Annotated in this window: 12 protein-coding genes and 1 tRNA gene; 10 read left to right on the forward strand and 3 right to left on the reverse strand. The window is 58.3% G+C overall.

Translation table 11 applies throughout. The features are described from left to right. Nucleotides 1-81 precede the first annotated feature (81 nt). From E3U23_RS09220 to E3U23_RS09230, 3 genes are all read right to left on the reverse strand, one after another. Nucleotides 82-166: transfer RNA gene (locus E3U23_RS09220), tRNA-Leu, on the reverse strand. A gap of 54 nt (nucleotides 167-220) precedes the next feature. Next, nucleotides 221-520 carry an integration host factor subunit beta gene (locus E3U23_RS09225; protein WP_279351127.1) on the reverse strand — a complete coding sequence of 100 codons (300 nt, stop codon included), beginning with the start codon at nucleotides 518-520 and terminating at the stop codon, nucleotides 221-223. A gap of 115 nt (nucleotides 521-635) precedes the next feature. Continuing rightward, complete coding sequence (locus E3U23_RS09230) at nucleotides 636-983, reverse strand: GntR family transcriptional regulator (RefSeq protein ID WP_279351128.1); 348 nt, start codon at nucleotides 981-983, stop codon at nucleotides 636-638. 204 nt (nucleotides 984-1,187) lie between these two features. Between E3U23_RS09230 and E3U23_RS09235 the strand changes: the two genes are divergently transcribed. The 10 genes from E3U23_RS09235 to E3U23_RS09280 all read left to right on the forward strand — a co-directional run bounded on the left by E3U23_RS09235 (nucleotide 1,188) and on the right by E3U23_RS09280 (nucleotide 13,081). Further along, nucleotides 1,188-3,056 carry a peptide MFS transporter gene (locus tag E3U23_RS09235; protein ID WP_279350954.1) on the forward strand — a complete coding sequence of 623 codons (1,869 nt, stop codon included), beginning with the start codon at nucleotides 1,188-1,190 and terminating at the stop codon, nucleotides 3,054-3,056. Between the two features lie 63 nt (nucleotides 3,057-3,119). After that, complete coding sequence (locus E3U23_RS09240; protein ID WP_279350955.1) at nucleotides 3,120-4,484, forward strand: amidohydrolase; 1,365 nt, start codon at nucleotides 3,120-3,122, stop codon at nucleotides 4,482-4,484. Next, nucleotides 4,481-5,887 (forward strand): amidohydrolase family protein, encoded by a 1,407-nt coding sequence (locus E3U23_RS09245; RefSeq protein WP_279350956.1) that lies wholly within the window; start codon nucleotides 4,481-4,483, stop codon nucleotides 5,885-5,887. Before E3U23_RS09240 ends, E3U23_RS09245 begins: the two co-directional genes overlap by 4 nt. After that, on the forward strand, nucleotides 5,884-6,390 hold the full coding sequence (locus tag E3U23_RS09250) for an FKBP-type peptidyl-prolyl cis-trans isomerase (protein WP_279350957.1): 507 nt from the start codon (nucleotides 5,884-5,886) through the stop codon (nucleotides 6,388-6,390). The genes E3U23_RS09245 and E3U23_RS09250 overlap by 4 nt, the downstream gene beginning before the upstream one ends. Before the next feature lie 308 nt (nucleotides 6,391-6,698). Continuing rightward, nucleotides 6,699-7,472 carry a glucose-1-phosphate cytidylyltransferase gene (rfbF, locus tag E3U23_RS09255; RefSeq protein WP_279350958.1) on the forward strand — a complete coding sequence of 258 codons (774 nt, stop codon included), beginning with the start codon at nucleotides 6,699-6,701 and terminating at the stop codon, nucleotides 7,470-7,472. Then, nucleotides 7,463-8,551: a CDP-glucose 4,6-dehydratase gene (gene rfbG / locus E3U23_RS09260; RefSeq protein WP_279350959.1), complete on the forward strand. Its 1,089-nt coding sequence runs from the start codon at nucleotides 7,463-7,465 to the stop codon at nucleotides 8,549-8,551. The genes rfbF and rfbG overlap by 10 nt, the downstream gene beginning before the upstream one ends. Then, complete coding sequence (gene rfbH / locus E3U23_RS09265; protein ID WP_279350960.1) at nucleotides 8,548-9,900, forward strand: lipopolysaccharide biosynthesis protein RfbH; 1,353 nt, start codon at nucleotides 8,548-8,550, stop codon at nucleotides 9,898-9,900. Before rfbG ends, rfbH begins: the two co-directional genes overlap by 4 nt. A gap of 12 nt (nucleotides 9,901-9,912) precedes the next feature. Continuing rightward, nucleotides 9,913-10,617 (forward strand): aldolase/citrate lyase family protein, encoded by a 705-nt coding sequence (locus E3U23_RS09270; protein ID WP_279350961.1) that lies wholly within the window; start codon nucleotides 9,913-9,915, stop codon nucleotides 10,615-10,617. A 4-nt stretch (nucleotides 10,618-10,621) separates the two neighbouring features. After that, nucleotides 10,622-11,326 carry a hypothetical protein gene (locus E3U23_RS09275; protein ID WP_279350962.1) on the forward strand — a complete coding sequence of 235 codons (705 nt, stop codon included), beginning with the start codon at nucleotides 10,622-10,624 and terminating at the stop codon, nucleotides 11,324-11,326. Nucleotides 11,327-11,338: 12 nt separating this feature from the next. Further along, on the forward strand, nucleotides 11,339-13,081 hold the full coding sequence (locus E3U23_RS09280; protein ID WP_279350963.1) for a thiamine pyrophosphate-binding protein: 1,743 nt from the start codon (nucleotides 11,339-11,341) through the stop codon (nucleotides 13,079-13,081). Nucleotides 13,082-13,087: the final 6 nt, after the last annotated feature.

Raw genomic sequence — 13,087 nt, forward strand, 5'->3', positions numbered from 1 at the left:
TCACTCAATTGGCGTGAACCGCTTACAAAAGGGGGAATGCCGCCATAGGGGTTAATACGGGGATAAGGGGGTTAAGAGGCATGGTGCGGGTGGCGGGACTCGAACCCGCACGATCAGAGATCAGGGGATTTTAAGTCCCCGGCGTCTACCATTCCGCCACACCCGCTAGTGCAATGGCGTCGTAAGCAAGCGGCGGACCAACCGCAATCGACTTAAGCCATCATTCGCCGTTGAGGCGTTCGCGGATTTCCTTGCCTGGCTTGAAATAAGGCACACGCTTGGCGGCCACTTCGACCGCTTCCCCGGTGCGCGGGTTGCGACCGGTGCGGGCCTGTCGCTCGCGGGTCGAAAAGGCACCGAAGCCACGCAGCTCGACCCGGCCGCCCTCCGCGAGCCGCTCGGCGATCTCGTCAAAGAAGATATCGACGACCTGTTCGATCTCTTCGGCCCGCAAACCGGGATTTTCCTCCGCGATCGCGGTCAGCAACTCGGATCGTATCATGGCATCGCTCTCCCTGATGCGTTGGTTGCGGCCCGCGGTTTCCCTGACCGCAAAGCGCAGGAATTACAAGGTTTCATAACAAATCTTGTATCGGCAGGCCAATCGGCATTGCGACTATCCCGAACCGAGACATTCAGACGAGATCTGCGTCGAACAGCGATGTCGGCTCGATACCCAGACGCTCGATCCGCGCCCGGATCTCCGGCCATTCCTCAGCTAAGAAGGTCTGGCGCTCGCTCTGCCGAAGCTTGGCCGCAGCGCCAACCGCGACATACATGCCAACGCCACGCTGCACTTCGACGAGACCATCGAGCTGGAATTGCTGATAGGCCTTGGCGACCGTGAGCGGGTTCGCCCCCTGCTCTGCCGCCAGCGCGCGAACCGACGGCAGCATTTCCCCCTCCGCATAGGTTCCTTCGATGATGGCAGCGGCGATGAGGTCGCGCAGCTTGAGGTAAACGGGTTTGGCCGAGTTCGCCATCAACCGAGAAGCTTGGTCTGCGTCATACTGCTTCAGTGCCATAATACAGCGCGTCGCGCAAGGCTATCAGATGTTCGTATCTTGAATGCCTTATCCGGTCGCAAACGTAACAAACACTTCACATGAACGGCGAAGGCGCTACTGTGCGCGCCGATAGGGAGGGCCTGGGAGGACGGGCCACGTGGATAGGGATATTTACATCCAATGATCGAAGGTCTTTTCTTCACATTCGGCTCGACGTTCGAAATGTGGGCGTTCCGGGTTGCGGTAATTGCGCTGTCCGCCTTTCTGCTTGGCGGAATTATCATCATCACCCGCCCCCAGCCCGAAGTGGTCGGCCACCCCAAGGGGCTGTTTCTGCTGTTCCTGGCGGAAATGTGGGAGCGCTTTTCTTATTACGGGATGCGCGCCCTCCTGATTTTCTATCTGGTGCAGCACTGGCTGTTCACCGATAGCGAAGCCTCGATCATTTACGGTGCCTACACCGCGCTCGTTTACATCACCCCGGTCGTCGGTGGCTATTTGGCCGATCAGTTCATCGGGCAGCGCAAGGCGGTGCTGTTCGGCGCGGTTCTGCTGACATTCGGCCACTTCTTCATGGCGTTCGAAGGCAATGGCGGACAGGGCGATGCGACGATAAATGTCTTCTGGCTCGCCCTGGCGCTCATCATCGTGGGCTCGGGCTTCCTGAAAGCGAACATCTCGGTGATCGTCGGCCAGCTTTACACCCGCACAGACGTGCGCCGCGATCCGGCCTATACGATCTTCTACATGGGCATCAATGTCGGCGCGGCGACCGCATCGATCATTTGCGGCTATCTCGGCCAGACCTATGGTTGGCAGTACGGCTTCGGCCTTGCCGGCATCGGAATGCTGCTCGGCCTTGTCATCTTCATCCTCGGAAAGCCGCTGCTGCTGGGCAAGGGCGAACCCAAGGATCCTTCCAAGATCGCCGGCGGCAAGGAGTGGGGCATTTACGGCGCCGGTCTCGCGATGGTCGCACTGTGCTGGCTCGCCATCCAGTATCAGGAATTGGTCGGCGTCGTACTTGGCGCATTCGGTGGCGCTCTGGTATCGTACGTCCTCGGAATCGTGACATTTAAAATGGCATACGGATCGTGGAACCAAGCGCCAAAAGTGCCTTTGATAGTCTTCTTCGCCAGTGCTTTCGTGATGGTGCTATCGATTATTCTGGCGGCGCTCGGAAACGAGTCGATGATCGTGGTCGCCGGCGTAGCTTTCTTGGTCCTGCTCGCGGTTTTGATACAGCAAGCGATGGTTAAGGCCTTTGACGAGCGCGACCGTATCTTCGCCGCGATGTTCCTCATCCTGACGTCCATCGTCTTCTGGGCATTGTTCGAGCAGGCGGGATCGAGCCTCAACCTTTTCACCGACCGGCATGTGGATACGCAGGGCGTCAACGCCTCGATGTTCCAGTCGATCAACGCGATCTACATCGTGCTGCTCGCTCCGGTTTTTGCGATCATCTGGCAGACGCTTGCACGCAAGGGGCTGGAGCCGTCGGCACCGCTGAAGTTCGGTCTCGGGATTATCCAGGTCGGCCTCGGCTTCCTCGTCCTCGTCTGGGGGGCGGAATCGGTCGGCGTGAATGTCGCCGTGCCGGTGGTCTTCATCTTCCTCATCTACCTGCTGCACACGACCGGCGAACTGTGCCTCAGCCCGGTCGGCCTCTCGGCCATGAACCGCCTCAGCCCGGCGCACATGGCCAGCCTCATCATGGGCACATGGTTCTTCGCGTCCGCCACCGGCAACTTCGCCGCCGGTCTGATCGCTGCGGCGACCGGTGCGGAAGGGGTTGGCGAGGAAGCAGGCAAGCAAGTCGTGCTCGACGTCTATACGACGGTCGGCTGGTATGCGGTCGCCATTGGTGTCGGCGTGATGGTCATCAGCCCGCTCATAAAAAAGCTGATGCATCTCGACACTTTGGCTGACGATACGGTCGGCGACGATCTCGAGGGGCAGGCGCAGGCTGGCGTAGAATCGCAGGAGGCGGGGATGCATCCCGCCACCAGCCCGCAGGCACCCGGTGTCCACGAAGAAAACCGCCGCTGACAGCGATAGGGAAAGGCCGGCGATGGATCTCCGGCCTTTCCGCTTTCACAGGGAAGAGACGATATGAAATTGGGATCCTTGATCGCCGGGCTTTCTGCACTGGCGCTCACCGCATGCGCGTCGACCGGGGATGAGCCCCGTCCGCGCACCAACGCCGCGATGACCGCGGATGGCCACGCGCCTTATGCCTCGACCTACGAACGCTATCCCGGCAGACCCACCGCCCTCGTCGGCGCGACCGTTTACGATGGGCGCGGCGGCCAGATCGAGAACGGCACTGTTCTTTTCCGCGACGGTGAGATCGTCCAGATCGGCGACGCCTCGCTCTCGACCGACGGGTACGACCGGATCGACGGTACCGGCAAGTTCGTCACGCCCGGTGTGATCGATATCCATTCGCATCTGGGCGATTATCCGACGCCCAGCGTCGACGCCCATGCCGACGGAAACGAAGCTACGAGTCCGATGACACCGGAAGTGTGGGCCGAACATTCGGTCTGGCCGCAGGACCCCGGTTTCACTCGGGCACTCGCCAACGGGGGAATCACTGCACTGCAAATCCTCCCCGGATCTGCGAACCTCACGGGTGGGCGCTCGGTTACACTCAAAAACGTATCCGCGCGGACCGTACAGGGCATGAAGTTTCCCGGTGCACCTTACGGCATGAAGATGGCGTGCGGAGAAAACCCGAAGCGCGTTTATGGCGGTCGCGGCCGCATGCCTTCCACTCGGATGGGCAATTTCGCGGTGAACCGGCAGATGTGGCTCGATGCGCAAGCCTATGACGGCGAGAAACGCGATCTGGGCAAGGAAACGCTGAAGGGTGTGCTCGATGGCGAGATTCTAATCCACAACCACTGTTACCGCGCCGATGAAATGGCCCTCGTCATGGATATGGCGAAGGAGATGGGTTACAAGGTCACGGCCTTCCATCACGCGGTCGAAGCCTACAAGATCGGCGATCTGCTGCGCGAAAACGACGTATGCAGCGCGATCTGGGCGGATTGGTACGGCTTCAAGATGGAAGCCTATGACGGTATTCTCGAAAACGCCGCCTTCCTCCGCGAAGCGGGGGCCTGCGTGATCATCCACTCGGACGATGCGAACGGCATCCAGCGCCTTAATCAGGAAGCCGCCAAAGCGCAGGCTGCCGGACGCCGCGTGGGAATCGACGTTCCCGATGCCGAGGTTGTCGGCTGGTTTACCTACAACGCAGCGAAAGCGATGGGCATTGCCGAAATGACTGGCAGCCTTGAGCCCGGCAAGATGGCCGACGTGGTGTTGTGGAACGGCGATCCGCTGAGCGTCTATACCCGCCCCGAAAAGGTCTGGATCGATGGCGCGCTGATGTACGACGCGCTCGACCGCAAGCGCCGCCCGGTGAGCGATTTCGAGCTCGGTCAGCCCGGCGAAGGAGACGTGAAATGAGCCGCCCCGCGAACAATAAGCGCCTCACGCCGCTGGGCGCCCTGGGCGTGTTCTGCGGTCTCGCTGGAGCCGCCATCGGCTACCAGGCGAATGCGCAGGACTTCACGATCGAGAATGCGACTGTCGCGATGGGCGATGGCAGCGAACCGATGGAAGGCGCGACCGTGATCGTACGCGGCGGCAAGATCGTCTCGGTCGGCACCGGCGCAGCATCCACCGGCGGCGAACGGATCGACGGCACCGGAATGTGGGTCACGCCCGGCCTCGTTGCCAGCGTTACGTCGCTCGGTCTGTGGGATGTCGGTGCGGTCAGCGAATCGAACGACACGGCGGCGCGGGAATCGCCGTTCAGCGCTGCGCTAGATGCCGCGCCGATCGTCAATCCGAACTCACAGCATATCCTCGTCCACCGGGCCGCCGGTATCACCCGCGCAGCCACCGTAACGATGCCCTCGGCCTCGATCTTCGGGGGGCAGGGCGCGATCATTGATCTGGGGGCGGATGCCAATCCCGTCACCCGTTCGCGTGCGTTCCAGATCGTCACACTGGGCGAAATCGGCGCGCGGCTTTCGGGCGGGAGCCGAGCGTCGGCGCACGTGCTGTTCCGCAACGCGCTGCGTGAAGCGACGAAGCTCGGCGAAGATTCGCGCATTCCCGGCATGTCTTCCCGCCCACCCGAGCAGGGTCTTGGCGACGACGTGCCGATCGATCCGCGTCTTGCGGGCGAGGACAACGAGCGCGCCGGCGATGTGCTGCTTTCGCGTTTTGACGCCGCCGCCCTCGTGCCGGTCGTGCGTGGGGAGCAGCCGCTCTATGTAATGGTCGAACGCGCCTCCGACATCCGCAGCGTGCTCGCCCTGAAGCGCGAATTCGCCGATCTCGATCTTGTCCTCGTCGGTGCGAGCGAAGGCTGGCTGGTCGCGCAGGACATTGCCGCTGCCGGTGTGCCGGTGATCGCCGACGGGCTCGACGACCTGCCGCAGAATTTCGAGGAACTTGCTGCTACGCAAAGCAACATCGGCCGCATGGTGAAGGCGGGCGTAAAGGTTGCCATCAATGCTTCGGCAATGGAGAATCCGCGCAATCTCAACCAATATGCCGGCAATCTCGTAGCATTGAGCCGCATTCCCGGGGCGGATGGGCTGACCTGGGGTCAGGCTTTCGCAACGATCACTTCAGTTCCCGCCGAGATCAGCGGCCTGACGGGCCGCGCAGGAACCCTCGGCACAGGCGCGAGCGGCGATGTGGTGATGTGGGACGGCGATCCGCTCGAAGTCGGCTCAATGCCAGTACGCGTCTTCATCGACGGGATAGAGCAACCGCTCGACAATCACCAGAGCCGCCTCAAGGAACGCTATCGGGATCTCGACGAAAGCGACCTGCCGAAGGGCTATGACTGGTGAGCATCCCGAAGGAAATGCGCGGCACCGTACTGGCCGTGGTGGCGGCCTTCGGCGCGGTGGGGCTCTTCGCCGCCACCGCGCAGGATGCCCCGCCAGATCGTTCGCAGGACATCGCATGGATGAGCGCGCAGCAATCCTATCTTGCTGGACTGAAGGCGGAAGACGGCTGGCAGGCCCTGCCCGATGGATTGTACTGGCGGCGCCTCGAAGGCGATGGTTCGGGCGAGCATCCTAGCGTGGAAGACACTGTCACCGTCCATTACGCCGGCACCTTCATCGATGGAGAAACGTTCGACAGTTCGTTCAACCGCGGGGAGCCGGCGACCTTTCCGCTCGGACGGCTGGTCGAAGCATGGCAGCGTGCAATTCCGCGGATGGGCGTTGGCGACACCATCGAAATCGCCTCGCCTGCCGCTCTCGCTTACGGCCCGCGCGGCAAGGGGCCGATCCCCGGCGGTGCGACTCTTCTGTTCAAGGTGCAACTGATCGATATCGGCGCATAGGCAGGGTTTTCGGCGCACCCTAAAAACCCTGAAGCATCGCAGGCTCGGAACCTATGCTTGAAACCGGCGAGGCGTTCCTAAGGCGAAAATGCTAAACACGTCGAAATGCCCTATGCATTTGGCAGATCGTAAAAAGCCCTACAGGTAGGGCTCTTGCTAAATAAGGGTCGCCGACGTAGACGTCGAGGCGACGTTGGGGGTCGCAGCTTCCAAATTAATATCTGGACGGCTTGCCGGGAGCGATCGGCAATGGTGCGAAAGCAGGCTGCTTGCGCTAGCCGAGGACGAGGGAATACTGGTTTCTTACGATGAAAGCTGTAATTTTAGCAGGTGGGCTCGGAACTCGTCTGGGTGAAGAGACATCGGTACGCCCGAAACCTATGGTCGAAATCGGCGGAATGCCGATAATTTGGCATATTATGAAAATTTACTCGGCGCACGGAGTAAAAGATTTCGTGATCTGTCTCGGCTATAAAGGCTACATTATCAAAGAATATTTCGCGAACTACTTTCTCCATCTCGCAGACGTCACGATCGATCTTTCGAGCAACACAACAAAGGTTCATCGTAATCGGAACGAGGGCTGGAAAATAACTTTAGTCGATACCGGTCCGAATACGATGACCGGGGGCCGGCTGAAAGCCATTCGGCCTTACATCGATGACGAGGAAGGCCCGTTCTTTTTCACCTATGGTGATGGCGTTGCAGATATCGATCTTGGCGCGCTGCTCGAATTTCACAGACAAGGCGGCGCAAAGGCAACTGTCACTGCCGTAGCGCCTCCGGGCCGGTTCGGTGCTCTCGATTTCGACGGCGATCGCGTTGCGGGCTTTATGGAAAAGCCTGCTGGCGACGGCGGTTTGATCAATGGCGGGTTTTTCGTAGCCGAGCCTAGCGTCCTTGATGACTATGTCGACGGGCCCGACACCATTTGGGAGCAGGAGCCGATGCAGCGACTTGCGGCAGACGGCGAACTTCGCGGCTTTCGGCACCGGGGTTTCTGGCAACCGATGGACACGCTGCGCGACAAATTGCATCTCGAAGAGCTCTGGGAAAAAGGCGCTCCTTGGAAATGCTGGTAGATCCCTCCCACTGGAGCGGCCGCAGGGTTCTGGTCACGGGCGACACTGGCTTCAAAGGCGCTTGGCTATCGCTTTGGTTGCAGGAGCTAGGTGCCGAGGTAACCGGTTTGGCGCTGCCAGCCGAAGACCATAGCCTCTATACGCAGCTCGGCCTTAAAGAGCTTATCACGCATACAGACGTCGACATACGCGATCAGGATGCGGTCGACCATGCAATCCTCAGTGCCGCCCCGCAAACCGTCTTTCATCTCGCTGCGCAACCGATCGTCCGCCTCTCCTACGACGAGCCAAGAGAAACGTTTGCCACGAATGTGCAGGGTACCGTCAACGTTCTCGATGCCTGCCGAAGAGTGCAGGGGCTGAAAGCAATCGTCGCGATAACAAGCGACAAATGTTATGAAAATCGCGAATGGATTTGGCCCTACCGTGAGAACGACCCAGTAGGCGGTCACGATCCCTACAGCGCGAGCAAGGGCGCCGCGGAACTGGTCGTCGCCTCGTATCAATCGTCGTTTTTTCATACTGAAGAAGCGCCGCTTCTTGCCTCCGTTCGTGCCGGGAACGTCATCGGCGGCGGTGACTGGGCCAGCGACAGATTAGTGCCCGATATTATTCGGGCCCTTGCCGCCGAAGAAACTGTGGTAATTCGCTCGCCGCAGGCCGTGCGCCCCTGGCAACATGTGCTGGAAGCGTTGGGGGGGTACCTCCTAATTGCGCAAGGTCTTGCCGAGGGCGACCGCAAGTTTGCTTCACCTTGGAATTTCGGTCCTTCATCCCAGGATTCGAGCCCGGTTCTGCATATCGTAGAGCGGCTGCTGTCTTTATGGGGCGGAGGAAATTTCGAGATTAAGGGCGATCAAACAAAGCACGAGGCGCATACACTCAAGCTGGACTGTTCTAAAGCACATAGCCAGTTAGGCTGGCGGCCCGCCTTCACGCTCTCCGACACCCTGGAATGGATCGTCGATTGGCATAAGGCATACGCTAAAGGCGACGACATGCGTGCGGTTTCACGTCGTCAGTTGCAGCAATATCGCGCTCTCATGGACAAAGCGCTTACCGAAGGTACCGAATTATGAATTGGCCTCTACCTCAGTCGCAAAAGGAACTCGGGCAGCTCGATGAGCCTGAATTCCGTAATCTAATCGTCGATCTGGTCGGCCAATACGCCCGTGCGCATCATAACCCCAAACCATTCGTCAAAGGCGAAAGCCCGGTACCGGTTTCCGGCAAGGTTTACGGCGCGCACGAAATGCAGATGCTTGCGCAAAGCTGTCTCGATTTCTGGCTGACCACCGGACGGTTCAACGCAGAGTTCGAACAGCGACTGGCGCATTTTATCGGGGTAAAGCACGCTCTCACGGTCAATTCGGGCTCGTCTGCCAATCTGGTCGCTTTTTCAACCCTCTGCAGCCACTATCTGCGCGGAGAAGCCTTGAAGCCGGGCGATGAGATGATCACCGTCGCGACGGGCTTTCCGACTACCGTCAATCCTGCGCTTCAATACGGCATTACGCCGGTTTTCGTCGATGTCGACATACCGACGTACAATATCAAATCCGAGATGATCGAAGCGGCGGTTACGGATAAAACCCGCGCGATCATGATTGCGCATACGTTAGGCAATCCGTTCGATCTTGCGGAAGTCATGCGCGTAGCCGAGAAGTACGATCTGTTCGTGGTTGAAGACAGCTGCGATGCACTCGGCGCAAAGTACAACGGTCAAAACGTCGGCACGTTCGGACATATGGGAACACTGAGTTTCTATCCCGCGCACCACATAACCATGGGCGAAGGCGGCGCTGTATTCACCGACAAACCCCGCCTGAAACGTGTCATGGAATCCATGCGCGACTGGGGTCGCGATTGCTGGTGTGCACCGGGCGAAGACAACACTTGCGGTAAGCGCTTCGGACGTAAGCTGGGCGACCTGCCTTTCGGATACGATCACAAATATACCTATAGCCATTGCGGCTATAATTTGAAGATCACCGATATGCAGGCTGCGGTTGGATTGGCGCAAATCGATCGTATTGGCGAATTTGTCGCCGCACGTCAGCGCAACTTCGATAAGCTGACCGAGCTTCTTAAGCCGCTCGAAAATCTCCTGATCCTGCCGGAGCCGACGCCGAACAGCGAACCGAGCTGGTTCGGATACCCGATCACGCTTCGGGAAGATGCGCCGTTCACACGAGACGATCTTGTCAAGCATCTGAACGAAAAGAATGTCGGCACGCGGCTTCTATTCGGCGGCAATCTTATCCGTCAGCCCTATATGCGGGATCGATCCTATCGTGTCGTAGGCGAGCTTACCAATGCCGACATCGTGACCGAGCGTTGCTTCTGGGTCGGTATCTATCCGGGCCTCGACGAAGATCACCTGGAATACACGGCCGAGTGCATTTCGAAATTCGTTCATAAGAACTAAAGGTCGCAAAACGTGACAGATTTCTCTCGTATTTCGCGGCTCAAAGGTGAATTCGAAGCCGAAGGTTTATCGCGCGATATCCTGGCGTCCGAAGTTGCCTATGCCGCACGGAACAAACTTTCTTACCTGTGCAAGATCGGTGGATGCGAAGCAAAGTCGGATATGCGCTTCCTTCGGCAGATCGGGGTGAGAGATATCGTCGCGCCCATGATCGAGAGTGGGTTTGCGATGTCGAAATATATGGACATGCTACCTTCCGGGGCGTTCGACCATGTCGGCGTCACGATCGAAACCCATGGGGCGGTGGAGAGGATTGAAGAGATCCTCGAAGCTGGAACGCAGCTCACCGAAGTAACGGTGGGTCGCACCGACCTTACCGCAAGCTTTGGCGGCGAAGGCGTGGATAAACCCGAGACCATCAGCATGGTGAAGACCGTAGCAAGGGCTGCCAAAGCGCGTGGCCTCGTGACGACCATGGGCGGATCCGTCGGAACCGGTACGCGTGCCTTGCTAAACGAGGATGATGAACTCAGATCTCTCCTGACCGCAGTCGAAACGCGCAAATGTGTAATTGCCGTCGATACCTTCCTCGAACCGCAAGCGTTGCAGGACGCATTTGCCGTAGAAACCGAATTGCTACGCATGCAGGCGTCCTACTCTGGCGAAATTGCATCCGCTGCGGAAAGCCGGATCGCGCAAATCACCTCACGGCTCTGAAGCGATGGACGTCCTGTTCATTCTCGATTTCGATGGCGTACTCTTCAACAGTGCCTATGAGGCGTTTCAGGTTTCGCGTCGGGCTATTGCCGGGGAAGGCGACGCTTTTCGCCAAGACGTCGATTATCAGGAATTCCTAAGCTATCGTGCTGTCGTTACGGACGCGTGGCAATATAATCGTCTGTTCGGAAGCCATTGCCAGGTTCCTCGCGAAGCCTTGCGGTTAGTGGAACCGAACGCAGAGGATTGGGCTTTCGCGAAAAAGTTTTTCGCAGCCCGGGCGGAAATGATGAAGGAAAGCGACTGGGCAAAATCAATGCCCCCGTACGATTTCTTCCTTCGATTGAAGCCCCTTCTGCTCGAACATCCCGATCGTTTCGCAATCCTTTCGACCCGCAACAAACAGTCTATCGAGCAGACCATGCAGTTCCACGATGCCGATATTCTGCCCATATTCGGGCAGGAAAGCATTCGCGAGCATGGCAGCAAACTGGAAGTTGCCAAAGCGCAAGGATGGCTCGAGAAGGGCAAGTATCTGACTGTTTACCTCGATGATATGAACAGTCATCTCGAACCCTTCGAAGGAGTGGTGCATCTGCCACTTCATGCCGATTGGGGTTACGATAGAAACACGGTCGGGAGTCTTTCCGACCATCAGGTGATGACAATATTTCGATCCTTGCTGGCGCTATCCGCACGCGAGGATTGAGCGGGAATTATCATGAAATACAGCGATCAGATCGGCGCTTGGCTGCAGCAGGCAGGCTATACGCACTATTTCTACGTCGGTGGCGGCAACATCATGCATCTCACCGAAAGTCTCGACCGATATCTGACGGGCGTTCCGGTCGTACATGAAGTCGCAGCAGGTATAGCGGCCGAATATTTCAACGAAATTTCGGATGGAGAAAAGGCCCTCGCTCTGGTCACCGCAGGACCGGGACAGACCAATATCGTTACGGCGATAAGCGGGGCATGGCTGGAAAGCCGCGAGCTTCTTGTTCTGGGCGGTCAGGTCAAAACCGCCGACCTCGCACGAGGTGAGGTCCGATCGAGAGGCATTCAGGAGATCGACGGTGTCGAACTGATGCGTTCGACGACGAAACTCTCGACCCGGTTGGAGAAACCGGTTTCGGCAGCCGAATTCTACGAACTGATCGAGACGAGTTGGACGCCGCGGAAGGGGCCTGTCTTCCTCGAAATTCCGTTGGACGTTCAAGCGGCGCAGCGCGATGAGGAGCCTTTGGTCCAGCGTAAGCATCCCGATCTTCCGATTGTGGATAATGCTCGGCTGAAGGAAGTTATCGAAGCGTGGCACACATCCGAACGACCAATACTGCTCATCGGTGGAGGGGTGAACCGGGAAACGGTGGATGCCGTTCGCGACAGGCTGGAAGCTTTCGCCATGCCTGTCATGACGACATATAACGGGTCCGATCGCATGGATGGCGATGCGGCGAATTATTTCGGACGGCCTAACACGTGGGGTCAACGCAGCGCGAATATCATTATTCAACAATCCGACCTGATCGTCGCGCTCGGCACTCGCCTTGGGCTTCAGCAGACAGGCTTCAACTGGCAAGAGTTCGGTCGACATGCGCGGATCGTCCAGGTGGACGTAGACGGCGCTGAATTGTCGAAAGGTCACCCAAAGGTTGACGATGCGGTTTGCGCGGACGCCAACGATTTTCTTAAGCGCTTCGTATCGGACGGATTCGAGCCGAAGGCAGAATGGGTCGACAAGGCACGAGCCATAAGGAACGCTGTACCGCGCATCGAAGAAGTGAACCAGACCGGGGAAGGCTATCTTTCGCCTTACGAGTTCATCCTGCAATTGGAAGAACTGACGGCTGCCGATGATCTTATCGTACCGTGTTCGAGCGGAAGCGCATTCACATTGACGATGCAGCTCTTCAAACAGAAGCTCGGTCAGCGGCTCGTCACGAACAAGTCGCTCGCTTCGATGGGTTATGGCCTGTCAGGCGCCATCGGAGCCGCGATCGCAGGCGGGGGTAAGCGCACCTTTCTCATCGAAGGCGATGGCGGTTTCGCCCAAAACATGCAGGAATTGGGCACCGCACAGATCAACGGCCTCAATCTGAAAATGTTCATTTTCGATGATCAGGGACACGCGTCTATTCGGATGACGCAACAGAATTATTTCGATGGCAAATATCTCGGATGCGATCCCAAATCCGGGCTAGGACTTCCGCAGTGGGAAAAGCTGTTTCCGGCCTGGGACATTCCAGTCATGCGGCTTCCCGTCCATTTTCGCGACGACGACGAAGTTCGGCGGAGGTTGGAGCAGCCCGGAGTTTCGGCATTTATCGTGCCGATCGATCCCAAACAGACTTATTTCCCGAAAATCAGCAGCCGCGTCACCGAAAGTGGATCGATGGAATCCAATCCGATCGACCGAATGACACCCGAGATCGACTATATCGGCAGCTTGGCGAACTCCTAACTCCAG

Origin of the sequence: Erythrobacter litoralis (assembly GCF_029760855.1) — a bacterium.
In the GTDB taxonomy this organism is placed as follows: domain Bacteria; phylum Pseudomonadota; class Alphaproteobacteria; order Sphingomonadales; family Sphingomonadaceae; genus Qipengyuania; species Qipengyuania litoralis_A.